Origin of the sequence: Enterobacter cloacae complex sp. 370H10, from assembly GCF_050031535.1 — a bacterium.
GTDB lineage: Bacteria > Pseudomonadota > Gammaproteobacteria > Enterobacterales > Enterobacteriaceae > Enterobacter > Enterobacter intestinihominis.
In genome coordinates this window covers 151196-175823 of record NZ_JBLGWG010000001.1, presented here as the reverse complement: position 1 = coordinate 175823, position 24628 = coordinate 151196, and the positions used below count along the sequence as shown (strand labels likewise).

23 protein-coding genes are annotated in these 24628 nt (G+C 55.1%); 5 read left to right on the top strand and 18 right to left on the bottom strand.

The genetic code is table 11. The annotated features are described in order from the left end of the window. Positions 1-10 precede the first annotated feature (10 nt). From wecG to trxA, 12 genes are all read right to left on the bottom strand, one after another. On the bottom strand, positions 11-751 hold the full coding sequence (gene wecG, locus ACQG2Q_RS00875) for a lipopolysaccharide N-acetylmannosaminouronosyltransferase (RefSeq protein ID WP_023299039.1): 741 nt from the start codon (positions 749-751) through the stop codon (positions 11-13). Between the two features lie 12 nt (positions 752-763). After that, on the bottom strand, positions 764-2116 hold the full coding sequence (wzyE, locus tag ACQG2Q_RS00870) for an ECA oligosaccharide polymerase (protein ID WP_017693948.1): 1353 nt from the start codon (positions 2114-2116) through the stop codon (positions 764-766). Then, a complete protein-coding gene (locus ACQG2Q_RS00865; protein ID WP_023305223.1) occupies positions 2113-3192 on the bottom strand; it encodes a TDP-N-acetylfucosamine:lipid II N-acetylfucosaminyltransferase in 1080 nt (359 codons plus the stop codon). Before ACQG2Q_RS00865 ends, wzyE begins: the two co-directional genes overlap by 4 nt. Beyond that, the gene (gene wzxE, locus ACQG2Q_RS00860; RefSeq protein WP_023299037.1) at positions 3189-4439 is read right to left on the bottom strand and encodes a lipid III flippase WzxE; all 1251 of its coding nucleotides are present in this window, start codon (positions 4437-4439) and stop codon (positions 3189-3191) included. The genes ACQG2Q_RS00865 and wzxE overlap by 4 nt, the downstream gene beginning before the upstream one ends. A gap of 1 nt (position 4440) precedes the next feature. Then, positions 4441-5571: a dTDP-4-amino-4,6-dideoxygalactose transaminase gene (gene rffA, locus ACQG2Q_RS00855; RefSeq protein WP_063850222.1), complete on the bottom strand. Its 1131-nt coding sequence runs from the start codon at positions 5569-5571 to the stop codon at positions 4441-4443. A gap of 4 nt (positions 5572-5575) precedes the next feature. Then, a complete protein-coding gene (rffC, locus tag ACQG2Q_RS00850) occupies positions 5576-6253 on the bottom strand; it encodes a dTDP-4-amino-4,6-dideoxy-D-galactose acyltransferase (protein WP_023299035.1) in 678 nt (225 codons plus the stop codon). Next, positions 6250-7512, bottom strand: coding sequence for a UDP-N-acetyl-D-mannosamine dehydrogenase (gene wecC, locus ACQG2Q_RS00845; RefSeq protein ID WP_023299034.1), 1263 nt, complete (start codon positions 7510-7512; stop codon positions 6250-6252). The genes rffC and wecC overlap by 4 nt, the downstream gene beginning before the upstream one ends. Next, the gene (wecB, locus tag ACQG2Q_RS00840) at positions 7509-8639 is read right to left on the bottom strand and encodes a non-hydrolyzing UDP-N-acetylglucosamine 2-epimerase (RefSeq protein WP_032622055.1); all 1131 of its coding nucleotides are present in this window, start codon (positions 8637-8639) and stop codon (positions 7509-7511) included. Before wecB ends, wecC begins: the two co-directional genes overlap by 4 nt. 56 nt (positions 8640-8695) lie before the next feature. Continuing rightward, positions 8696-9742, bottom strand: a complete 1047-nt coding sequence (wzzE, locus tag ACQG2Q_RS00835; protein WP_022646646.1) for an ECA polysaccharide chain length modulation protein — start codon at positions 9740-9742, stop codon at positions 8696-8698. Positions 9743-9755: 13 nt separating this feature from the next. Continuing rightward, the gene (gene wecA / locus ACQG2Q_RS00830; RefSeq protein ID WP_047359830.1) at positions 9756-10877 is read right to left on the bottom strand and encodes a UDP-N-acetylglucosamine--undecaprenyl-phosphate N-acetylglucosaminephosphotransferase; all 1122 of its coding nucleotides are present in this window, start codon (positions 10875-10877) and stop codon (positions 9756-9758) included. 222 nt (positions 10878-11099) lie between these two features. Further along, positions 11100-12359 (bottom strand): transcription termination factor Rho, encoded by a 1260-nt coding sequence (gene rho, locus ACQG2Q_RS00825; protein WP_001054528.1) that lies wholly within the window; start codon positions 12357-12359, stop codon positions 11100-11102. 341 nt (positions 12360-12700) lie between these two features. Next, positions 12701-13030: a thioredoxin TrxA gene (trxA, locus tag ACQG2Q_RS00820; protein ID WP_006812392.1), complete on the bottom strand. Its 330-nt coding sequence runs from the start codon at positions 13028-13030 to the stop codon at positions 12701-12703. 144 nt (positions 13031-13174) lie between these two features. On the opposite strand from trxA, the gene rhlB reads away from it, so the two are divergent. Together rhlB and gppA are read left to right on the top strand one after the other, a co-directional pair. Continuing rightward, the gene (gene rhlB, locus ACQG2Q_RS00815; RefSeq protein WP_022646644.1) at positions 13175-14443 is read left to right on the top strand and encodes an ATP-dependent RNA helicase RhlB; all 1269 of its coding nucleotides are present in this window, start codon (positions 13175-13177) and stop codon (positions 14441-14443) included. A gap of 6 nt (positions 14444-14449) precedes the next feature. Continuing rightward, positions 14450-15934, top strand: a complete 1485-nt coding sequence (gppA, locus tag ACQG2Q_RS00810; RefSeq protein ID WP_038416966.1) for a guanosine-5'-triphosphate,3'-diphosphate diphosphatase — start codon at positions 14450-14452, stop codon at positions 15932-15934. Between the two features lie 51 nt (positions 15935-15985). Here gppA and rep read toward each other — a convergent pair whose 3' ends face one another. After that, positions 15986-18010, bottom strand: coding sequence for a DNA helicase Rep (gene rep / locus ACQG2Q_RS00805; protein WP_022646642.1), 2025 nt, complete (start codon positions 18008-18010; stop codon positions 15986-15988). Positions 18011-18095: 85 nt separating this feature from the next. Between rep and ppiC the strand changes: the two genes are divergently transcribed. Further along, positions 18096-18377, top strand: a complete 282-nt coding sequence (gene ppiC, locus ACQG2Q_RS00800) for a peptidylprolyl isomerase PpiC (RefSeq protein ID WP_006812396.1) — start codon at positions 18096-18098, stop codon at positions 18375-18377. 54 nt (positions 18378-18431) lie between these two features. On the opposite strand, the gene cysE is transcribed toward ppiC, so the two are convergent. The 5 genes from cysE to ACQG2Q_RS00775 form a co-directional block, all read right to left on the bottom strand. After that, positions 18432-19253 (bottom strand): serine O-acetyltransferase, encoded by an 822-nt coding sequence (gene cysE, locus ACQG2Q_RS00795; protein ID WP_022646641.1) that lies wholly within the window; start codon positions 19251-19253, stop codon positions 18432-18434. Positions 19254-19328: 75 nt separating this feature from the next. Beyond that, the gene (gene gpsA / locus ACQG2Q_RS00790) at positions 19329-20348 is read right to left on the bottom strand and encodes an NAD(P)H-dependent glycerol-3-phosphate dehydrogenase (protein ID WP_006812398.1); all 1020 of its coding nucleotides are present in this window, start codon (positions 20346-20348) and stop codon (positions 19329-19331) included. Beyond that, the gene (gene secB / locus ACQG2Q_RS00785) at positions 20348-20815 is read right to left on the bottom strand and encodes a protein-export chaperone SecB (RefSeq protein ID WP_003860835.1); all 468 of its coding nucleotides are present in this window, start codon (positions 20813-20815) and stop codon (positions 20348-20350) included. Before secB ends, gpsA begins: the two co-directional genes overlap by 1 nt. 31 nt (positions 20816-20846) lie before the next feature. Further along, on the bottom strand, positions 20847-21098 hold the full coding sequence (gene grxC, locus ACQG2Q_RS00780) for a glutaredoxin 3 (RefSeq protein ID WP_003860837.1): 252 nt from the start codon (positions 21096-21098) through the stop codon (positions 20847-20849). A gap of 11 nt (positions 21099-21109) precedes the next feature. Beyond that, the gene (locus ACQG2Q_RS00775; protein WP_003860840.1) at positions 21110-21541 is read right to left on the bottom strand and encodes a rhodanese-like domain-containing protein; all 432 of its coding nucleotides are present in this window, start codon (positions 21539-21541) and stop codon (positions 21110-21112) included. Positions 21542-21789: 248 nt separating this feature from the next. Here ACQG2Q_RS00775 and gpmM point away from each other — a divergent pair, with 248 nt between their 5' ends. After that, positions 21790-23334 (top strand): 2,3-bisphosphoglycerate-independent phosphoglycerate mutase, encoded by a 1545-nt coding sequence (gene gpmM / locus ACQG2Q_RS00770; RefSeq protein ID WP_048966556.1) that lies wholly within the window; start codon positions 21790-21792, stop codon positions 23332-23334. 33 nt (positions 23335-23367) lie between these two features. After that, positions 23368-24627, top strand: coding sequence for a murein hydrolase activator EnvC (gene envC, locus ACQG2Q_RS00765; RefSeq protein WP_230259580.1), 1260 nt, complete (start codon positions 23368-23370; stop codon positions 24625-24627). Position 24628: the final 1 nt, after the last annotated feature.

The window sequence follows — 24628 nt, the reverse complement described above, 5'->3', positions numbered from 1 at the left end:
TGCATATTGATTACATTTTCCCGGTGTAGTGCCAGGCGAGGTAGCGCAGAAGGCGAATCTGTCGTTTTATACGCGTCGGTTGGGAGAGCAGGCGGTAGAGCCACTCCAGCCCCAGATTTTGCCAGACTTTGGGCGCACGCTTAACGTGGCCGGTAAAGACGTCGTAGGTGCCGCCAACGCCCATATAAAGCGCATCCGGGCTGACCAGACGGCAATCGCGCATCAGTATTTCCTGGCGCGGCGACCCCATAGCGACAGTGACAATTTTCGCCCCGCTGTCGCGCACGCGCTCATATAACGCCAGGCGATCTTCCGGCCTGAAATAGCCATCCTGGCTGCCCACTATGTTAACATTCCACTGGTTACGCAGCTTTTGTTCGGTCTGCGCCAGCACCTCTGGCTTGCCGCCGATCAAAAATACCGGCGTGCCTTCAGCGCCTGCGCGCTCCATAAGCCGCTCCCAAAGGTCAGCACCCGCCACGCGAGACACATTAGCGTCTGGAAATTTTTTACGAATTGAACGCACCACGCTAATACCGTCTGCGTATTTAAACTCCGCGGCTTCAATCAGGCTTTTCACTTCCGCATTATCTTCAACCGCCAGCATTTTTTCTGCGTTGATGGCCACCAGCGTGCCCGACTTCATCTGCCCGTCCGCGAACAGAAAATCCAGCGCGTGCTGCATGTCACGCCAGCCAATCAGCTGTAGCCCGCGCAGCGCATAACGCGGGGCTGAAGTTGTATCCGTCATGATAATCCCTACTCAGACTTGCGACAGCGTTGTGCTGCCCTGTGGCTCACGTCTGTGCACAAGCCCTGCACTGTCAAACAACCAGTACAGCAGTTTTGCCAGCAGCAGACAGAGTCCGAAAACGACCATAAAGAACACCACGCGTGAGACGAATGAATCCAGCCCCTCGCGCGCCAGAACGATCATATTGAAAATGGCACCGAAACAGAAACTGTGCAAAACAGCGGCTTTGTAGCGGTTGGTCTCTTCGTTACCCAGCGTATATAGCCAGTCGAACCATTTTATTATCAGCCCTACCGCGATCGCGCCAGGCAGGATAAACCACGTTCCGCCCATCACTACCAGCGAGCCAATCAGGGTTGGGGAAATCGCCAGACCCGAATGGTTGTTCAGCACTTCCCAGGTGAAGTAGTTCGCCGTGTTCAGGACAATGCCGGGACGATCGGGCCACAGCCACGTCGGTATAAAGACATAGAAATCGCGAACAATCGGCGCCAGCCCCTGGAATTCGATTTTGTCGTAGTTTTGCAGCAGTAATGCCAGGTTTTCCCACGGCGAGAAGGTGTCGCGCGTCAGATACAGGAAGGTGTAAAACGCTTCGTCGCCGGCCACGTTCAGCCCGTAGCGCTTCAGCGCCAGCCAGAACATCCCCACAATGCCAAAGACGCCTGCCGCCGCCAGCATCCACAGCGAGATCCAGCCGCGAATAATGCCGATAAACAGGAAAATCGCGAAGGCGATAATGATGTTGGCGCGGGTGCCGCCGACGATCATGTAGGTCAGAATGCCAAATGCGACGGTGCTGACCAGGAAGAATAGCCAGGCTTTGCTGTCCTGACGCAGGAAAAAGACCACCAGCATCGCCGGGATAAAGAAATAGAAGAAACGCTTGAGCGCGACGCCGGAGACTTCGGCGGAGAAAATCTGGCTATAGGACTGCAACTTAAACAGTAAAAAGCCGTTATGCATGAAGAAAATCGCCACGCTAACGAGGGCGATAGTCATCAGCATAACCCACGTCAGATGGGTTTCTACCCGGTTCATGGTAAACAGCGGACGACGAGGGGTGGTGTCTTTTGCCGCTCGCAGGCGCGTTTTATAAGTGACGTAGTACACCGCGTAGAAGCAGGTCGCAGAGAGCAGCGCCTGCAACAAGATTTCCGGCGGCGCGACGCCAACATCAAAGCGGAACACGAGGATGCTGGTCAGCGGGAAGCCAAAGAAAAAGGTCAGCAAAAACAGCAGCGAGAAGAATACGTTGAAGTTAAAACGTACCCGCCGGAATTCAAACCAGGTGAGCGTGGCGATAAACAGCGTGCTCAGCAGCCAGACCACCAGCAAGCCGCTAAACTGCAACTGGCTCATGCGTTGTCTCCTGAAGCAATACGCAGCGCGCGGTGCCACGGCGTGAGGTAGTTCGGGCTGAAAAAGTCGATGCTATTTTTATCAACCAGCGTGAGCTGACGCTGCGCTTCCCGTACCACCTCGACATTAAGCGTGTCAGAGGTAAACAGCACCGGAATATGCTGCTCGGCCATGTCCTGCCAGAACGGGTTTTCGCGGTTGAGCACGCAGGGTACGCCCGCCTGAATCAGCAGACACAGCGTGCCAATCCCCTGCTGACGGGCAAAGATGAAATAGCCCAGATCGCATTTTCGCAGCAGCGCGAGATAGTCATCAAATTCCAGCTTATCGCTGAGAATGTGCAGGTTTTCTGCGCTAAACAGCGCAAGCCCCTGCTGGCGAACTTCATCGATGTAGGCGTCGTTATTGGCGGGATAGCCCATCGGCACCACCACGTTCACCGTGTCGCCAAACTGCTGATGCACCGCCCTCAGCGCCGCGACATGCTCGTTACTGCGATCGCCGGAATTCCCCACCAGGATGGTCAGCTTGCCCTCTCGAACCGTGTCATTCGCCATGGTGTTCAGCGCCGGATCCATACGGGTCGGGAAATAGAGCAGCTCCCCGCGAACCTTCGGGTGCTGTTTAGCAAAATAGTTGAGATCGCCTCGGGTAGCAAAAACGCAGCCCACGCGCGCCTGCGCCAGACGACGCAGCGGATAGAAAAGTCGGAACTTCCAGCCACGGGAGACTTCGTAGAGATCCGCTCCCCAGATATGCCAGCTGAACTGAGAAGGTTTGATCCCGCCGCTTAACAGCGCCAGCCACAGTCCGGTATTGAACTGTCCATGGAAGAAGAAACGTTGGCTTCGATCCGCTTTGGCTTTAGCAACCACGGCCTTCGTCAGCGCCGCTTTGTCTGGCCAGAAGGTGATATGCAATGCCGGACACGCCGCGCTCAGGCCGTTATCGCATCCAACGACCATAAACTCACGCGCATCGGGCGTGCCGGATGCCAGTTCATCGTTGAAGAACCGCAGAACGGTCTGGTTATGATGCGGGATATCCGATCCCAGTATGTGTATCAGTGCAGTCATGCGCGTTTACGCCAAAGTAAAAATACGCCGCAACAGGCAGCGAAATAAACGATATAAGTTGCCATATAGGCCTGCGCCGCCCCCAGCGCACCGTGGGTGGGGATCAGCCAGTGAGAAAATGCCGTTAGCAGCGCAAACTGGCCGATCTCTGCCAGGATATACAACCGCAGCGAAGCCTTCGCAATCACCAGATAGCCGAAAACGTATGCCCCCACTTTCAGCACATCGCCGACCAGTTGCCAGGCAAACAGATCGCGCATGGCGGTAAACTTCGCCGAAAACAGCAGCCAGATGGCGAAATCACGCAGTAACCAGACGGTAAAGCTGGCGATCGCAACGGCCGGCAACACGAAACGCAGGGCGCGAAAAATCTCGCGGGTAATATCCTGCCTGGACGTCAGGCGCGATAAGGTTGGCAGCAAATAGACGCTAAAGGAAGCCGTAATAAATTGGAGGTAAGCATCTGAAATGCTGCTTACGCCCTGCCAGATCCCCACTTCATCCCAGCTGTAATGCGCTGCCAGCAGGTTTCGCATCATCACGTAAGCCACGGGAAGCGTTACCGAAGTGATGAGCGCCATCAGGGTAAACTTTCCTAGCTGCCCCGCCAGCATCTTGTCCCACTGCGGTTTCAGGTAACTCAGCGGGACATTGCCTCTGCGCATCAGCATAAACGCTGCCGGAATGACAACGAGCGCAGGCACCAGCGCCAGCCCCAGCAGCGCGCCTTCATAGCCGCCCAGTCGATAGCAAAAGTAGTAGGCGATAACGCCGATGATGCTGCCGAGGATCAGCGCCAGCGCATTCCCGGCGGCATCACGGAAGCCTTTCATCAGCGCCAGCAGCAGGTTCGCCCAGGCGATCCCCATCTGAACGAACGCCACCAGGCGCACCAGTCCCTGATAGTGCGTGTGTCCGAACAGTCCCTGACTAACAGGTGCCGCCGCCAGCAAAAAGACGATGGCCAGCAACGTAGAGAAGCCCAGCACCATAGCAGAGGAGGTGCCCACCACCGTGCGAAGCTTTTCGGCATCGTCATGATGCTGCGCGACGTATTTGGTGACGCCATTGAATATCCCGGCACCTGCCAGCACGCCAAGCACCGTGACCAGCTGGCGGAAGTTCCCTGCCAGCCCAACGCCTGACGGACCAAATGAGACGGCCAGCAGCTTGACGACCAGTAACCCGGCGCCAATTTTTACTAGCGTGGACGCTGCCGTCCACACCGACGCTTTTGCCAGAGACATATCAGGCGAAATAACTCAGAAGCGAATTGATCACCGTACGCTGGTTCACCGGCGCGAGGTTGTAGAACAGGGGCAGGCGGAGCAGACGTTCGCTCTCTTTGGTGGTGTAGCGGTCTTCACCGGCAAACATCCCGAAGGCTTCGCCAGCCGGGCTGGAGTGCAGCGGAATATAGTGGAATACCGCCATAATTACCGCCTCCTTCAGCCAGGCAATCAGCTTGCTGCGATCGTCGTTATCGCGCAGCTTGATATAGAACATGTGGGCGTTGTGGATGCAGTCTGCCGGAATAGTCGGCAGTTCAATACGTCCGGCTTTAGCCAGCGGCTCCAGCGCGTCGTAGTAGGTTTGCCACAGGGAGAGGCGTTGCAGATTGATTCGCTCTGCCGCTTCCAGCTGCGCCCAGAGATACGCGGCCTGCAAGTCCGCCATCAGGTAGCTTGAGCCGATATCGCGCCAGGTGTATTTATCCACCTGACCGCGGAAGAACTGGCTGCGGTTGGTCCCTTTTTCACGGATCACTTCCGCACGCTCCACAAGGGCACGATCGTTAATCAGCGTCGCGCCGCCTTCGCCGCCTGCGGTGTAGTTTTTGGTTTCGTGGAAGCTAAAGCAACCGATATGACCGATGGTTCCCAGCGCGCGACCTTTGTAGGTGGACATCACGCCCTGCGCGGCGTCTTCCACCACGAACAGGTTGTGCTTTTTGGCGATGGCCATGATGGTGTCCATTTCACAGGCCACGCCCGCGTAATGCACCGGAACAATCGCCCGCGTTTTGTCGGTGATCGCCGCTTCAATCAGCGTTTCGTTGATGTTCATGGTATCCGGACGGATATCCACAAACACGATTTTCGCCCCGCGCAGGACAAACGCGTTCGCCGTGGAGACGAAGGTGTAGCTCGGCATGATCACTTCATCGCCGGGCTGAATATCCAGCAGCAGCGCGGCCATTTCGAGCGATGCGGTACAGGACGGCGTCAGCAGCACCTTGGCACTGTGAAAACGTTGCTCCATCCACTGCTGGCAGCGACGGGTAAAACCACCGTCGCCACAGAGCTTGCCGCTGCCCATAGCCGACTGCATGTAATCAAGTTCAGTGCCCACAACGGGAGGCGCGTTAAATGGAATCATCTTGTCACCTGTATAACCAGTAGGCGGTGGCGTCGATGCTGGCACCACTCGCAATATAACGTTTAAGCGCAGCGGTGTTGCCCATCTGGGTTGCGACCCGCAGCGTCGATACCTGTTGTTGCTCCGCCCAGTGCAGCGCCGCCTGCATGAGTTTTTCGCCCATGCCGCGCCCGGCTAACAAACCAATGCGCGCCTCGTGCTCGTTGAGCCTGCGAAGCGAAACAAAACCCTGAATCTGCCCCCCGGCAGTACGGAACACCAGACAGACGTGGTCAAACGTGCCTTTAACCGCATTCTCTATCCACCGGGCATAAAAGCGGCCGCTGTCATCGGGCGCATACCAGGGCGTCCGGAAACGGCTTTGAGCGAAAGCCAGCGCCGCCATCTTGCGCAGCGCGGGGATATCCTGCTCCGTTGCAATTTCCGCGCCCGGTGAGCCGTGGCGGGCCACGGTAACAGAGAGATCAACCTCGCCCTCGACCAGCCGGAATCCGTGCTGCTGGAGCGCGTCCAGCAGATCGGCGCGGTCCGCCGGGATCTTAGCCTGTACGCGCTGCCAGGCGCTGAAGTCTGCGTCCTGCAACGCAGGAGCGTTATCGCGCAGACGCACTATCGCTGAGGGGAGCGAAAAAAATACGCTTTCCCACTCAAGGGACTCCAGCACGCCGTTGAGAGTAATCAACGCCAAACGCCCTTAGTATCAACAATATACTGCTGACGCACGGCATCAGCGGAGACCGCTTTAAACGCATTGTGATCCACCAGCAGCACCAGCACATCCGCCGTCGCCAGCGCGTCATCCAGTGCGGTAAGGGTGCAGTGACCGGCAAGTTTTGCCGGCAACGCATGAATATTCGGCTCAACCACCAGCGTTTCACCGCTGTGCCAGGCTGCGATCGTTTCGGCAATTTCCATTGCCGGGCTTTCGCGAAGATCGTCAATATTCGGTTTGAATGCCAGACCAAAGCAGGCAATTTTCAGCTCACTGGCACGTTTACCGCTGTCGGCGAGGCAATCCGCCACCGTGGCTTTCACCTGGTTGATAACCCAGTGCGGTTTGTGGTCGTTTACTTCGCGCGCGGTGCGAATCAGGCGCGCCTGTTCCGGATTCTGCGCCACGATAAACCACGGATCGACAGCGATACAGTGCCCACCCACACCCGGCCCCGGCTGAAGGATGTTCACGCGTGGGTGACGATTGGCAAGGCGAACAAGTTCCCAGACGTTAATCCCCTGATCGGCGCAAATCAACGACAGTTCATTCGCAAATGCAATGTTAACATCGCGGAAGCTGTTTTCGGTCAGTTTGCACATCTCGGCGGTGCGGGAGTTGGTCACCACGCATTCGCCTTCAAGGAAGATCTTATACAGCTCGCTGGCGCGCGCGGAGCAGACTGGGGTCATGCCGCCAATCACGCGGTCATTTTTAATCAGTTCCACCATCACCTGGCCTGGCAGTACGCGCTCAGGGCAGTAGGCGATGTTGATATCGGCCTGGTCGCCCGCCTGCTGGGGGAAGCTGAGATCGGGACGCGCCTCGGCCAGCCACTGTGCCATCTGCTCGGTTGCCCCAACAGGTGAAGTGGACTCAAGAATAACCAGTGCCCCTTTCTTCAGCACAGGCGCAATGGATTTTGCCGCCGCCTCGACGTAAACCATGTCAGGCTCGTGATCGCCTTTAAAGGGCGTAGGCACCGCAATCAGGTACGCATCGGCTTCTACCGGCGTGGTGCTGGCGCGCAGGAAGCCACCGTCCACCGCCTTTTTCACCACACGATCGAGATCGGGCTCCACGATATGAATTTCGCCACGGTTGATGGTTTCTACCGCATGCGCGTTGATATCTACGCCAATAACCTGCTTTTGACGAGAGGCAAAGGCCGCCGCAGTAGGCAGCCCGATATAGCCGAGACCAACAACAGAGATGGTAGTAAAACTCATAGCGTTACCCGATTGTGTTTAAGTGCGTGCAAAATACGTCCACAAGCCTGCCCGTCCCCGTACGGGTTATGGGCACGGCTCATCGCCTGATACTCTTCTTCGTCATGCAGTAAGCGCGTGACCTCTTCGACAATACGACGCGGATCCGTTCCCACCAGACGCACGGTACCGGCAGTGACCGCTTCCGGACGTTCAGTGGTTTCGCGCATCACCAGTACCGGCTTACCGAGGGAAGGCGCCTCTTCCTGAATGCCGCCAGAATCGGTCAGGATCAGCCAGGCGTGGTTCATCAGCCAGACAAATGGCAGATAGTCCTGCGGCTCTATCAGGAGCACGTTTTCCACGTGGCCCAGGATACGGTTGACCGGTTCGCTGACGTTAGGGTTAAGGTGCACCGGATAGACAATCTGCACATCCTCATTCTGCGCGGCGATTTCAGCCAGCGCGTGGCAGATTTGCTCAAAGCCACGGCCAAAACTTTCGCGGCGGTGTCCCGTCACCAGAATCGTTTTCTTGCCGTTGTTCAGGAACGGATAGCGCGCAGCGAGTTCTGCCTGAAGCTCGCTGTTAGCCAGCACGCGGTCACGCACCCAAATCAGCGCATCAATGACCGTATTGCCGGTAACGAAGATTTTGCTGTCGCTGATATTTTCGCGCAGCAGGTTCTGACGTGAGTTCTCGGTTGGCGCAAAATGGTACATCGCCAGGTGACCGGTGAGCGTACGGTTGGCCTCTTCCGGCCACGGGGAATAAAGATTGCCGGTACGCAGTCCCGCTTCGACATGGCCAACAGGGATACGCTGATAGAACGCGGCCAGGCTGGTCGCCACGGTGGTGGTGGTGTCGCCGTGCACCAGCACTACATCCGGCTTGAACGACTCCAGAATAGGCTTTAATTCTTGCAGAATACGGCAGGTGATTTCCGTCAGTCCCTGTCCCGGTTTCATTATATTGAGATCGTAATCCGGGACGATAGAAAAGAGGGTTAAGACCTGATCGAGCATCTCACGGTGCTGGGCAGTCACGCACACTTTCGCTTCAATATCAGGATCTCTGGCCAGCGCATGAACCAGAGGCGCCATCTTGATGGCCTCCGGCCTGGTGCCAAATACGGTTAGTACTTTCACATCGATTCTCTTCGATTAGACGATGAAGGCCGAAGCCTTCATCGTAGACGGCGTTCTTAGTTTGTGCGGCGACGTAATAACGCTACGCCAGCGCCAGTCAGTGCGCCCACAATCCCCCACATGATCATCAGGAATGCGCGACGCGGACTATCGCGTTTTACAGGCTCTTCAGGCGTTCTTAAATAACGATAGGTCTGAAAACGCGGGTCCAGCGTTGGACCGACGTTGAGCGTATTGAGCATGGCGCGGTTTTGGTCGTAATCAAGGTCAAAGTCAGGGCCAACGGCCTGGATATTTTCCAGACGTGCCTGAAGCATTGGGCGACCAAGAAGGAACATTTCTGAATCAGGGAGTTCGTCAGCCGGAACATCCGTTTCGCTACGGGAAATATTGTGCTGTTCCGCAATCTTCAGCGCCTGCTCAATATTATGCACGCGACGGGCGAAGATGGCCTTAGCGACCTCTTCCTGACGTTTGACCTGCGCTTTCATCTGGATAGTTCGCGCAGCCCAGGCGCCTTTCAGCTCGTCATTCAGATGACTGGCCGCACGCTGGCTGGCAAAAGCAACGTACTGACGCAACAGGTTATTGGCGTCCGGCGCCGTTTCCGCAATCAGCTTCACGCTGTCGCTAACGTTACGGAGCACATCGCCAGGCATAAACTGAATGTTGTTGATTAAATCATCCAGCAGCGCGGCATCCGCTTTGCTGTTACCGACCATGCGCTGCTTGTAGTAGTCTGTCTGGGACCAGAAATCGCGACGTGTATCCCACGACGCCAGCTGCATCACAAACTCTTTGTAGGACTCATCCATTACCGAGGCCTGATCCGGGGTCGCCAGATTGGCCTTGATATCAAGATTACGCAGGAATTGCTGCTGGGAGTAGTAGCCTCCAAGCATATTCACCGTTGGTCGGTCTGTGATCGCCGTGGCGCTCCACTCTTGTTTCGCAAAGAAGGTGTAGGCAAGCGCTAACAGCGCGAACCCCAGGCCAATCCCCACAATCCACAGTTTGCCCTGCCATAACACTCGAAACAAACCACGAATATCCAGCTCGTTCTCAGTGCCCACTGATTTCGCTCCCGCCAACGGTTGAGTCATCATAGTCCCGGTTTTACTTAGTTAAAGTTGTGTTTTTGCCACTGTTCCGACGCATCCTGCGTTTTAAACGTTTAATAAAACGCGCGACTTTCCATGCACGCTTGATGCAGTAACCGTACATGAAAAATGCTAGCAAGAATAATACCAACATTACCCATTCAGGAATGAAATGAGCGTATTCCGCGGCAACGCCAATCGCAGCCAGAATAGCAGCCGCTAGCGTAATCAGCACAAAGGCCTGACGAGACGTGAAGCCGGCGCGCATAATCAGATGATGAATATGCTGCCGGTCCGCAGAAAATGGGCTCATTCCTTTACGCAGACGACGATACATAATCGCCACCATATCCATCAGCGGAATGGCAATGATCCAAAGCGCTGTAACCGGGCTGATTGGATGTGTTTTACCCTGAGTGGTTTCCAATAAGATCCAGATAATAGTGAAACCAATCAATGTGCTACCCGCATCGCCCATAAAGACTTTATAGCGACGGCCCAGCGCGCCAAGATTTAAAAGAATATAGGGCAGAATGGCCGCAATCATAGCAAAACACCACATTGCCAGGCTGTATTGACCATCAAACCATAAGATTATGCCAATGGCAGCAAATGAAACACAAGATAGTCCGCCCAATAAACCATCAATCCCATCTACCATATTAAATGCATTGATGGCGACCCATACGGCAAAGAGTGTAAGGAAGTAACCAAACGGCCCAAGTACCATCTCCCAAGAACCAAAAATGTATCCAAGACTGCTAAGGTGAAGGTTTGCCGCCACCATCATGGCAAGAGCAACTGCAGCCTGCACGAAGGCTCGAATTTTTACACTGATATCGTAGCGATCATCAAGTGCCCCCACAACAACCAGAACAGACGCACAGCACAGGTACAGCCTGGCATGTGGGATATAGTAATCCGCGATAGCAAAAGTGAAAGAAACACCTGCAAAAACGGAGATTCCGCCCACCAAGGGAATCATACCTTGGTGCCGTTTACGGAAGTTAGGTTTGTCCACTAAACCGACATATTTTGCTACCTTACGTGCTAAAAAAAGAAAGCAAGTAGTGAACAAAAAAATACTGGTGAGTTCAGCAAACGTATCGAATAGGTTCACAACGGATGTTCTCAACATATGTTAGTCAAAGAAGTATAACCATGATGGCATCAAGCCAGAAGGCATAAAGCACACCTCTTGCGACCCATTTGTTTATTATTCAAGCTATTAATATTTTTACTGTGCGAATTTTCTTATTGTCGCACCGACCGGTCAAAATTGGGAGTGTGTGGTAATAGCGTATAGTCCATAAATAAAAAACGCCACGTAAAAACGTGGCGTTTACTGGGATTATTTGCGTTACGAGCGTTTCATCATGTCGAAGAAATCGTCGTTCGTTTTAGTCATCGCCAGTTTGTTAATGAGGAATTCCATTGCGTCGATTTCGCCCATTGGATGGATGATTTTGCGCAGGATCCACATTTTCTGCAGCTCTTCCTGAGTGGTAAGCAGCTCTTCTTTACGGGTACCGGAACGGTTGTAGTCAATCGCCGGGAAGACGCGTTTTTCTGCGATTTTACGAGAAAGGTGCAGTTCCATGTTGCCTGTACCTTTAAACTCTTCGTAAATAACTTCGTCCATTTTGGAGCCGGTATCGATCAGCGCCGTCGCGATAATGGTCAGGCTACCGCCCTCTTCCACGTTACGCGCCGCACCGAAGAAACGCTTCGGACGATGCAGGGCGTTGGCATCCACACCACCGGTCAGTACTTTACCGGAAGCCGGCACCACGGTGTTGTAGGCACGCGCCAGACGGGTAATGGAATCAAGCAGGATGATCACGTCTTTCTTGTGCTCAACCAGGCGTTTCGCCTTCTCGATAACCATTTCCGCAACCTGAACGTGGCGGGAAGCAGGCTCGTCGAAGGTTGACGCAACCACTTCCCCTTTCACCAGACGCTGCATCTCGGTCACTTCTTCCGGACGTTCGTCAATCAGCAGCACCATCAGCACACAGTCTGGATGGTTGTAAGCAATGCTCTGCGCGATGTTTTGCAGCAGCATGGTTTTACCGGCTTTTGGTGGCGCCACAATCAGACCACGCTGGCCACGACCAATTGGCGATGCCAGATCCAGCACACGAGCGGTTAAGTCTTCAGTAGACCCGTTACCACGCTCCATACGCAGACGAGAGTTCGCGTGCAGCGGCGTTAAGTTCTCGAACAGGATCTTATTGCGGGAGTTTTCCGGTTTGTCGTAGTTGACTTCATTAACCTTCAACAGCGCAAAGTAGCGTTCACCCTCTTTTGGAGGACGAATCTTACCTGAAATGGTGTCACCAGTGCGGAGGTTGAAACGGCGGATTTGGCTAGGGGATACGTAGATGTCGTCAGGGCCGGCGAGGTAGGAGCTGTCTGCAGAGCGGAGGAAACCAAATCCGTCTTGCAGTATCTCCAGCACACCGTCGCCAAAGATATCTTCGCCACTCTTAGCGTGTTGCTTCAGGATGGCGAAAATGATGTCCTGCTTGCGCATACGAGCCTGGTTTTCCAGTCCCATATTTTCGCCGAGAGTGATCAGCTCAGAAACCGGCGTATTCTTTAATTCGGTAAGATTCATAATGGTGTGGGTTCTTAAACTCGGGGTGATTCTCGAACTTAATGTTGTGAATGGTATGGCAGGGTCATCCATGCCTGTTTAGCGGCCATCACCTCATGTCTGTTCGCTGTCTGGTCACAGGGAAAGAACGCAGAACTGAAACGACAAGACGGATTGAGTGACAAGCCCGGAATCTAGCAACTTCACGCACTGTTTAAGTTAACAACGGGAAGTATCGGGTAAAACAAGATTCAAACAACAAGATATGTTTAAAACGTAGTCATAGCTAACTTAGCACGACTAAAGCCGGGCGTCCAGAGCTCACCATTAATTAGGCGCTCTGGACGCTCAGCGGAGAAACCTTACGCCAGGTTAGCGTCCAGGAACTCTTTCAGTTGACCTTTGGACAGTGCGCCCACTTTGGTCGCCGCCACGTCACCGTTCTTGAACAGCAGCAGGGTCGGGATGCCACGGATACCGTATTTTGGCGCAGTGCCCGGGTTCTGGTCGATGTTCAGCTTGGCAACGGTCAGTTTGCCCTGATATTCGTCAGCGATTTCATCCAGAATCGGAGCGATCATTTTGCAAGGACCACACCATTCAGCCCAGAAATCAACGAGGATCAGCCCGTCAGCTTTAAGTACGTCCGTGTCAAAACTGTCGTCAGTCAGGTGAATAATTTTATCGCTCATATATAACTCCACAGGAATAAGCCTGGTACGTTGGTTTTGTCTCCACCAACGACGTGTTGATGTCGCATTAACCAACTAAAGGTTGACTTTATTTCACCGGATACGCTTTCGTAAAGCAATAGTAAGCTGATATTCTACCACACTATGAGCAAAACACATTTAACAGAACAGAAGTTTTCCGACTTCGCCCTGCACCCAAAGGTGATCGAAGCCCTTGAAACTAAAGGGTTTCATAACTGCACGCCCATTCAGGCTCTCGCCCTGCCGCTGACGCTGGCCGGTCGTGATGTTGCAGGGCAGGCGCAAACCGGTACTGGCAAAACGATGGCGTTTTTAACGTCAACGTTTCATTATTTACTTTCTCACCCAGCGATTGCAGACCGCAAAGTTAACCAGCCGCGCGCGCTAATTATGGCCCCGACGCGAGAACTGGCGGTACAGATCCACGCAGACGCTGAGCCCCTGGCGCAAGCCACTGGCCTGAAACTTGGCCTGGCCTATGGCGGCGACGGCTACGATAAACAGCTGAAAGTGCTGGAAAGCGGCGTGGATATCCTGATTGGGACCACAGGCCGTCTTATCGACTACGCTAAACAGAACCATATCAACCTCGGCGCAATCCAGGTCGTGGTGCTGGATGAAGCAGACCGCATGTACGATCTGGGCTTCATTAAAGACATCCGCTGGCTGTTCCGCCGAATGCCTGCGGCAAACCAGCGTCTGAACATGCTGTTCTCCGCAACCCTGTCATACCGCGTACGTGAACTCGCATTCGAGCAGATGAACAATGCGGAATATGTGGAAGTAGAACCGGAGCAGAAAACCGGGCACCGCATTAAAGAAGAGCTCTTCTATCCTTCTAATGAAGAGAAAATGCGCCTGCTGCAAACCCTGATCGAAGAAGAGTGGCCGGATCGCGCGATCATCTTTGCGAACACCAAACACCGCTGTGAAGATATTTGGGGCCACCTGGCAGCAGATGGTCACCGTGTGGGCCTGCTGACCGGCGACGTGGCGCAGAAAAAACGCCTGCGCATTCTCGACGAATTTACTCGTGGCGACCTTGATATTCTGGTCGCAACCGACGTGGCGGCCCGTGGCCTGCACATTCCAGCCGTGACGCACGTCTTTAACTATGACCTGCCAGATGACTGTGAAGACTATGTACACCGTATCGGTCGTACCGGTCGTGCCGGCGCAAGCGGTCACTCCATCAGCCTTGCATGTGAAGAGTATGCGCTGAACCTTCCGGCCATTGAGACCTATATCGGTCACTCTATTCCACAGAGTAAATACAATCCGGACGCGCTGATGAGCGAACTGCCGCCACCTAAGCGCCTTACCCGTCCACGTACCGGTAATGGCCCGCGTCGTTCCGGCGGTGCGCCGCGTAATCGTCGTCGTTCAGGTTAAAAAATGATGCTCAGTTCCACCTCGCTCTATGCGGCAATTGATCTCGGTTCGAATAGTTTTCATATGCTGGTTGTACGCGAGGTGGCGGGAAGCATACAGACGCTGACGCGCATCAAGCGCAAGGTCCGCCTGGCGGCGGGCCTGAGCAGCGATAATCACCTCTCTCCCGAAGCCATGGAACGTGGCTGGCAGTGTCTGCGCCTCTTTGCAGAGCGTCTGCAGGACATACCGCATGCCCAAATCCGCGTTGTCGCGACCGCGACGCTCCGTCTGGCGGTTAATGCCGTCGATTTTATTGCCAAAGCGCAGGAAATTCTCGGCTGCCCGGTGCAAGTCATCAGCGGTGAAGAAGAAGCGCGTCTGATATATCAGGGTGTGGCGCACACTACCGGGGGCGACGATCGCCGTCTGGTGGTGGATATTGGCGGCGCGAGTACTGAACTGGTGACCGGCACGGGTGCCCAGGCGACCTCGCTGTTCAGTCTGTCGATGGGCTGCGTAACCTGGCTTGAGCGCTACTTTACTGACCGCAATCTCGCGCAAGAAAACTTCGACGAGGCTGAAAATGCCGCGCGTGAAGTGCTGCGTCCGGTCATGGACGAACTGCGCTACCACGGCTGGAAAGTGTGTGTTGGGGCGTCAGGAACTGTACAGGCGTTGCAGGAAATCATGATGGCGCAGGGGATGGATGAGCGGATCACGCTTGCTAAACTCCAGCAGCTTAAACAGCGCGCCATTCAATGTGGTCGTCTGGAAGAGCTGGAAATTGAAGGGCTGACGCTCGAACGTGCGCTGGTCTTCCCCAGCGGGCTAGCCATTCTCATCGCCATTTTTACCGAGCTAAACATCCAGTGCATGACCCTGGCAGGCGGCGCACTGCGCGAAGGTCTGGTCTATGGGATGCTGCATCTTTCGGTGGATCAGGACATTCGAAGCCGTACGCTACGTAACGTCCAGCGCCGCTTTATTGTGGATACCGATCAGGCGCAGCGAGTGGGCCAACTGGCATCGCTCTTTGCGGATCAGGTTAAACCACGTTGGGATATCGAACCGTTAAGCCGCGATTTGCTGCTAAGTGCGTGTGCGTTGCATGAAATTGGGCTTAGCGTTGAGTACAAACAAGCGCCGCTACACGCAGCCTGGCTGGTGCGTAATCTCGATTTGCCGGGCTACACTCCCGCGCAGAAAAAATTGCTCGCGACCCTGCTGCTGAATCAAACCAACGCCGTTGACCTCTCTTCACTCCATCAGCAAAATGCTGTACCGCCGCGCGTGGCCGAACATCTCTGCCGCTTACTTCGTCTGGCGATTCTGTTTGCCAGCCGGCGTCGCGACGATCTCCTCCCGGCCATTACGCTGGTGGCAGACGATGAAAAACTGACGCTGACGCTGCCGGAAAATTGGCTAGAAGATCATCCGCTTGGAGCAGAGTTGATCGAGCAGGAGTGCCAGTGGCAGAGCTATGTGCACTGGGCGCTTGATGTGAAGTGACCCTTGAAGCGTGCCGGGGGGCGGCTTCGCCTTACCCGGCCTACAAAATTGTTATCCCTTCTCTTTGGCTTTCGCCAGCATGGCGCGTATGTTCGCCACGTTGGCTTGCCCCTTGTGCATCCGCTCTTCAGCGGTAATAGCTTTACGCTCCTGCTCCCAGATAAGATCGTCCTGAGGCAACTCCAGCAGGAAACGGCTCGGCTCCGGGCGCACCAGCTCACCATACTGACGGCGCTCTTTGCACAGCGTAAACGTCAGCTCTTTCTGCGCACGGGTGATCCCCACGTAGGCCAGACGGCGCTCTTCGTCGACGTTATCTTCATCAATGCTGCTCTGGTGCGGCAGCAGGCCCTCTTCCATCCCCACCAGATAGACATACGGGAACTCCAGCCCTTTCGAGGCATGCAACGTCATCAGCTGGACCTGATCGGCTTCTTCTTCACTCTCGCCGCGCTCCATCATATCGCGCAGCGTGAAGCGGGTGACCACCTGCGTCAGGGTCATCGGCTCGTCAATCTCAGATCCTTCAAGCATTTCGGTCATCCAGCTGAAGAGCTGGTTAACGTTTTTCATGCGCATTTCTGCCGCTTTCGGGCTGGCGGAGGTTTCATACAACCAGGATTCGTAATCAATGCCGTGGATCAGGTCGCGTACTGCCGCCACGGGTTCGCGCTCTGCCAGACGCTGCACCTCACCCAGCCAGTGGGTAAATCGGGTTAAGGCGTCATAGCCGCGCCCGGTCAGGGTCTGGCTCAGCCCCATATCGAAGCTGGCGGTGAACAGACTTTTGTTGCGGGTCATCGCCCATTCACCCAGCTTTTGCAGCGTCGCAGAGCCAATCTCGCGCTTCGGCGTATTTACAATGCGCAGGAAAGCGCTGTCGTCATCCGGGTTGGTCAGCACGCGCAGATAGGCCAGCAGATCCTTGATTTCCGGACGCGAAAAGAACGACGTACCGCCGGAGATTTTGTAGGGGATGCGGTTCTGCATCAGCATCTTTTCAAAGACGCGCGACTGGTGGTTTCCGCGATAGAGGATCGCGTAATCCTTGTATTCAGTTTTGTTGACGAAGTGATGGGCAATCAGCTCGCCGGTTACGCGCTCCGCTTCGTGCTCTTCGTTATTGGCGCTAAGGACTTTCAGCTCGGTCCCGTAACCCAGTTCAGAGAACAGGCGCTTCTCAAAGACGTGCGGGTTGTTGGCAATCAGGATGTTCGCCGCCTTCAGGATACGCCCGGAAGAACGGTAGTTCTGCTCCAGTTTAATCACCTGCAACGCCGGGAAGTCTTTGCTCAGCAGCACCAGGTTTTGCGGACGTGCGCCACGCCATGAGTAAATCGACTGATCGTCATCGCCTACAACGGTAAAACGCGCGCGCTGTCCTACCAGCAGCTTCACCAGCTCGTACTGGCTGGTGTTGGTATCCTGGTATTCATCCACCAGCAGGTAACGAATTTTGTTCTGCCAGCGCTCGCGCACCTCTTCATTCCGCTGAAGCAGCAGCGTCGGCAGCAGGATCAGATCGTCGAAATCCAGTACGTTGCAGGCTTTCATATGCGCGTCGTACAGGCCATAGCAGTGGGCAAAGATGCGGTCACGCTCGCCTTTGGCACTTGCCGCAGCCTGGGCCGGCGTCATCAGATCGTTTTTCCAGTTCGAGATCGTCGAGATCAGCTGTTGCAACAGCACTTTGTCATCTTCGATCAGCCCTTCCGTCAGCTCTTTGAGCAGCGCCACCTGGTCGGTGTCATCAAAGAGCGAAAAGTTGGACTTCATGCCCAGCGCCGCGTATTCGCGCTTGATGATATCCAGACCCAGCGTGTGGAAGGTGGAGATCATCAGCCCGCGCGCCTCTTTACGGCCCAGCGTCTGGCCGACGCGCTCTTTCATCTCACGCGCCGCTTTGTTGGTAAAGGTGACCGCCGCGATATGGCGCGCCTGGTATCCACAACCCCGAATTAAGTGGGCGATTTTGTTGGTGATCACGCGTGTTTTACCAGATCCCGCTCCCGCCAGCACCAGGCAGGGTCCGGTGACGAATTCGACAGCTTGTTGTTGTCCGGGGTTTAAACGCATAAATGATCACTCAATGAAAGTCGGGAGAGGAGGAAAAACGCGTGGTAGTATACCGATCGTAAACTCGTTGACTCAAGGCACGATCATGGCAAAAACAGCAGCAGCACTGCATATCCTTGTTAAAGAAGAAAAACTGGCACAGGATCTGCTCGAACAGATTAAAAACGGCGCCGACTTCGGCAAACTGGCGAAGAAACACTCGATTTGCCCGTCAGGCAAACGCGGTGGTGACTTAGGCGAGTTCCGCCAGGGCCAGATGGTTCCGGCGTTTGATAAAGTGGTCTTCTCCTGCCCGGTGCTGGAGCCAACCGGCCCACTGCATACGCAGTTCGGCTATCACATTATCAAAGTGTTATACCGCAACTAATCAAAAGCCCGGTGCATTAACTCACCGGGCTTTTTTATTTGAGTGTTCCAGCGTTCAGATACCGTCGCCGTATTCGAAGGTGTGGTGAATACCGTTAAAGTGCTGATCCATATCCATCGACGGTTTATCGCTGTCTGGCTTACCGACGATGCGCGCCGGGACACCAGCGGCGGTGGTGTGCGGCGGTACAGGCTGGAGCACAACCGATCCCGCGCCAATCTTTGCGCCGCGTCCGACTTCAATATTGCCAAGGATTTTAGCACCCGCGCCGATCATCACCCCTTCACGAATTTTCGGATGGCGATCGCCGCTGGTTTTACCTGTACCGCCCAGCGTAACGGATTGCAGAATCGACACGTCATCTTCGATCACCGCCGTTTCACCGACAACAATGCCGGTGGCGTGATCGAGCATGATCCCGCGGCCAATTTTCGCCGCCGGGTGAATATCGACCTGGAAGGTCACGGAAACCTGGTTTTGCAGGAAGATGGCCAGCGCGCGGCGACCCTCATTCCATAACCAGTGGCCGATGCGGTACGCCTGTAAGGCGTGGAAGCCTTTGAGATACAGCAGCGGCGTGGAGTATTTATCCACCGCCGGGTCACGCGTGCGCACGGCCTGAATATCGCAGGCGGCAGAAGCAATCATTTCCGGATCGGCAGCGTAGGCCTCTTCCACCACCTCGCGAATAGCGATAGCAGGCATGATAGGGGAAGCCAGTTTATTGGCGAGCATGTAGCTCAGGGCGCTGCCGAGATTTTCGTGCTTGAGTAGCGTCGCGTGATAAAAACTGGCCAGCATGGGCTCACAGTCGGCCAACGCTCGGGCTTCGGCTTTAATATTATTCCAGACGATATCCAGTTCTTCACACGGCATTGCTTGCTCCAGACGATAGTTAATGACCAGCCAGTTCTGCGCTGGCTGGGTCATTCAGGTGACGATACTTCCCGGCTAATTGCTGCTGCGCTCGTCCTTGCGCGCACGACCTAATAAGGTCAATGCTGCCTCGCGCGCATTTTTTCCGCAATACAATACCTGATAAATTTCCTCGGTTATTGGCATTTCGACACCGAAACGATGCGCCAATTCGCGAACTTCTTTGGTATTGCGATAGCCTTCAACCACCTGACCAATCTTCTCCTGCGCGCTTTTGACATCGCTACCCTGTCCGAGCATCATGCCAAAGCGGCGGTTACGCGACTGGTTGTCGGTGCAGGTCAGCACCAGATCGCCCAGCCCAGCCATTCCCATAAAGGTGGCCGGATCGGCGCCCAGCGCTTCTCCCAGGCGTGACATTTCGGTCAGGCCACGGGTGATCAGCGCCGTACGCGCATTCGCGCCGAAGCCGATGCCGTCAGACATCCCGGCCCCGATGGCAATGACGTTCTTCACCGCGCCGCCCAGCTGTACGCCGATAAAATCAGGGTTGCTGTACACGCGGAAGCTTTTGCCGCAGTGCAGCAGTTGCTGAAGATCGTCGGAAAATGCCTGGTCGGTGGACGCCAGCGAGATCGCCGTCGGCAAGCCCGCAGCCAGCTCTTTGGCGAATGTCGGCCCGGAGATCACCGCAAGCGGGATCGCTGTTCCCAGCGCTTCGCGGGCAACGTCCTGCAACAGACGTCCGGTTTCCGCTTCCAGCCCTTTCGTCGCCCACACAATACGCGCATCCGCACGCATCAGCGGCTTAATCTGACGCAGGACTTCGCCAAACACATGGCTTGGCACCACAATCAAAATATTGCGGCTGGCCGCCAGCGCGGTCGCGAGGTCGCTTTCCAGATACAGTGAGTCAGGGAACGGAACGTCCGGGAGAAACGCCACGTTGCAGCGGTCGTGTTGCAACGTCGCGATATGTTTTGGATCGTGGCCCCACAGGACCACGTCGTGACCATTTCTTGCCAGTGTGATGGCAAGAGCGGTGCCGTAAGAGCCGGCACCGATCACAGTCATTGACGCATTAACAGTGCTCATCAGGCATCCTGATGTTGTTCGGCACCTTCGCCAGCCTGCTGCTGTAGATAGTTCATAAACAGCGCATCAAAGTTGACTGGCGCAAGGTTCAGTTGCGGGAATGTACCGCGAGAAACCAGGCTGGTGATGCATTCACGCGCATACGGGAACAGAATGTTCGGGCAGTATGCACCCAGGCAATGCGCCATCTGGTTACCTTCGATGCCGCCGATGGAGAAGATACCGCCCTGCTGGACTTCGCACAGGAATGCAGTTTCTTCGCCCAGGGAGGCGGTCACGGTGACACGCAGTACGACTTCATACACGTCATCCGCCAGTTGGGTGGATGCGGTATCCAGATCAAGTTTAACCTCTGGCTGCCAGTCTTTCTGGAAAACGTGCGGCGCATTTGGCGCTTCGAAAGAGACATCCTTGGTGTAGATGCGCTGGATCTGGAAAGTCATCTCGGTGTTGTTTTGTTCTGACATGGAAAAACCCTTTTTAATTGTCCTAAAGTCTCTAGCTCAGCAGCGGATCGAGTCCACCGCGGGCGTCGAGCGCATACAAGTCATCACAGCCGCCAATGTGCTGCGCATCAATAAAAATCTGTGGAACCGTTGTGCGACCACTGCGTTGGATCATCTCTTCGCGTTTAATCGCGTCACCATCAATCGGCAGTTCCTTAAACGTTACGCCTTTGCTGGACAGCAGCGCTTTCGCTCGGTGGCAGAACGGGCACGTTGCTTTGGTGTAGATCTCAATATTGGCCATCACTTAACTCCTTATTTACCGCGCACTAAAGGAAGATTCTCCCCGCTCCAGCCGGAGATGCCTTCTTTCAGCACCGTTACGTTTTCAAAGCCTGCTTTATGCAGTGCGTTGGCAGATTCCTGCGCCTGCATGCCAGTGCCGTCAACAACAATAATCGGCTGGGCTTTATGCTTCTCCAGCTCACCAATGTTGTTCGCTTTAATTTCCGCTGGCAGCAGGTTGATAGCACCTGCAATATGGCCCTTGCGGAAATCGTCGCGCTGACGCAGATCGACAACCACGGCGTCCTCTTTGTTGATCAGACGTGTCGCTTCACCGCGGGTGATCACCTTAATTTTAGACGTCAGTCCCTTAAATGTGGTGAACAGTACAGCGACCAGCAGGCCAATCCACGCGATGCTCAGAACCGGGTGGCGGCTAACGAATTGCATAATTTCTTGCATGGGGGGTAACAACTCCCGACTAAGTGATTAAAAAAACCAGGACAGGAGTATACCTGTGCGCTGTGGCAAATACAGCCAGCGACATAAAGCTAATCTATTTTCTGCGGCATGCCACGTAAAAAAAGCCTCAAAATGGCCTGAGAACAGCCTTGCCCCCGCGCTTTCTTTGATCTTCTGCGGCTATTTTATCGATTCAGCTGTAGTAAAATTACGCAAATTTTTTGTCTCTTGAGCATGAGGTTGTCGCAATGTCGGTTTCTAAAAAACCTATGGTACTGGTGATTCTGGATGGCTATGGCTACCGTGAAGATCAACAGGATAACGCCATTTTCAACGCCAAAACCCCGGTTATGGATGCGCTATGGGCAAAACGTCCCCACACCCTGATTGATGCGTCTGGTCTGGAAGTCGGCCTGCCGGATCGTCAGATGGGCAACTCTGAAGTGGGTCACGTTAACCTGGGCGCAGGCCGTATCGTTTATCAGGACCTGACGCGCCTGGACGTTGAAATCAAAGAACGTACATTCTTTGCCAACCCAACGCTCACCGGAGCAGTTGATAAAGCCGTTGCCGCAGGCAAGGCCGTTCATATTATGGGCCTGCTCTCTGCGGGCGGCGTTCACAGCCACGAAGATCACATCATGGCGATGGTAGAGCTGGCCGCTGAGCGCGGTGCGGAAAAAATCTATCTGCACGCCTTCCTGGATGGTCGCGATACGCCGCCACGCAGCGCAAAAGGTTCTCTGAAAGCCTTTGAAGATAAATTTGCCGCACTGGGCAAAGGCCGCGTGGCATCCATCGTTGGCCGTTACTATGCCATGGACCGCGACAACCGCTGGGACCGCGTTGAGCAAGCCTATGATCTGCTGACCCTGGCAAAAGGCGAGTTCCAGTTCCCGACCGCCGTTGAAGGCCTGGAAGCGGCTTACGCGCGTGATGAAAACGACGAATTTGTGAAGGCAACCGTGATCCGCGCTGAAGGCCAGGCCGATGCCGCTATGGAAGATGGCGATGCGCTGATCTTCATGAACTTCCGTGCTGACCGCGCGCGCGAAATCACCCGCGCCTTCGTCAACAGCGATTTCGACGGTTTCGCCCGTAAGAAAGTGGCGAAGATCGATTTCATCCAGTTGACCGAGTATGCAGCGGATATCAAAGCCCCATGCGCGTATCCACCCGCTTCCCTGGAAAATACCTTCGGCGAGTGGATGGCGAAAAACGATAAAACGCAGCTGCGCATCTCCGAAACTGAGAAGTATGCGCACGTGACCTTCTTCTTTAACGGGGGCGTAGAAGAGCCGTTTAAAGGCGAAGACCGCATCCTGATTAACTCACCGAAAGTCGCCACATACGATCTCCAGCCAGAAATGAGCTCTGCGGAGCTGACCGAAAAACTGGTGACCGCGATCGAAAGCGGTAAATACGACACCATCATCTGTAACTATCCGAATGGCGACATGGTGGGCCACACCGGCGTGATGGAAGCTGCCGTTAAAGCGGTTGAAGCGCTGGACCACTGCGTTGAGCAGGTCGCGAAAGCGGTTGAATCCGTGGGCGGCCAGCTGCTGATCACCGCTGACCACGGTAACGCAGAACAGATGCGTGACCCGGCAACCGGTCAGGCGCATACCGCCCATACCAACCTGCCTGTTCCACTGATTTATGTAGGTGATAAGTCAGTGAAAGCAGTGGAAGGCGGCAAGCTTTCCGACATCGCGCCAACCATGTTGTCGCTGATGGGTATGGAAATCCCTGAAGAGATGACTGGCAAGCCGCTGTTCATCGTGGAATAATCGCTCCCCATGAGGGGAAAGGCGATTTTTTCAATCACATGGGTCGTGAAGCCGTTTCGGTTATCAGTCAGACCTCTGCTTTGCGCCAGCGCACTCAGCGCTGGCGTATTGCTGTGCGCCGCATCTGCTCACGCGGATGACCGCGACCAGCTCAAATCCATTCAGGCCGATATCGCCGCCAAAGAGCGTGTGGTACGCCAGCAGCAGCAGCAGCGCTCTGCCCTGCTTGCCCAGCTTAAAAAGCAGGAAGAGGCTATTTCCGCCGCCGCGCGTAAGCTGCGTGAAACACAAAACACCCTTGCCCAGCTTAATAAGCAAATCGATGAAATGAACGCATCGATTGCGAAACTGGAGCGTCAGCGCGATGCCCAGGAGCGGAACCTTGCTGCACAGCTTGATGCCGCTTTCCGCCAGGGTGAGCACACAGGCCTTCAGTTGATCCTCAGCGGTGAAGAGAGCCAGCGCGGTCAGCGTTTACAGGCCTATTTCGGCTATCTCAACCAGGCTCGTCAAGAGACCATTGCGCAGCTGAAACAGACGCGCGAAGAAGTCACCACGCAAAAAGCCGAGCTGGAAGAGAAGCAGAGCCAGCAGCAAACGCTGCTCTACGATCAGCAGGCGCAGCAGGAGAAGCTTGAGCAGGCGCGCAATGAGCGTAAGAAGACGCTCGCCGGGCTGGAGTCCTCTATCCAGGCAGGACAAAGCCAGCTGAGCGAAATGCGCGCCAACGAATCCAGACTGCGTAACAGCATTGCCCGGGCAGAAGCCGCGGCCAAAGCGCGCGCCGAAAAAGAAGCGCGCGAAGCGCAGGCGGTGCGTAATAAGCAGCAGGAAGCCTCCCGGAAAGGCACCACCTACAAACCGACTGAAAATGAACGTTCCCTGATGTCGCGTACCGGCGGCCTCGGCTCCCCGCGTGGTCAGGCTTACTGGCCCGTTCGCGGTACGATCCTGCATCGCTATGGCGAACAGTTGCAGGGTGAGCTACGTTGGAAGGGGATCGTTATCGGTGCGTCTGAAGGTAGCGAAGTGAAAGCCATCGCCGATGGCCGCGTGATCCTGGCCGACTGGCTACAGGGTTACGGGCTCGTGGTGGTGGTCGAGCACGGTAAAGGCGACATGAGTCTTTACGGCTACAACCAGAGCGCGCTGGTCAGCGTTGGCACTCAGGTGCGCGCGGGTCAACCCATTGCCCTTGTGGGCAGCAGTGGCGGTCAGGGCCGCCCGTCACTCTATTTCGAAATTCGTCGTCAGGGTCAGGCGGTCAATCCACAGCCGTGGTTGGGAAGATAAG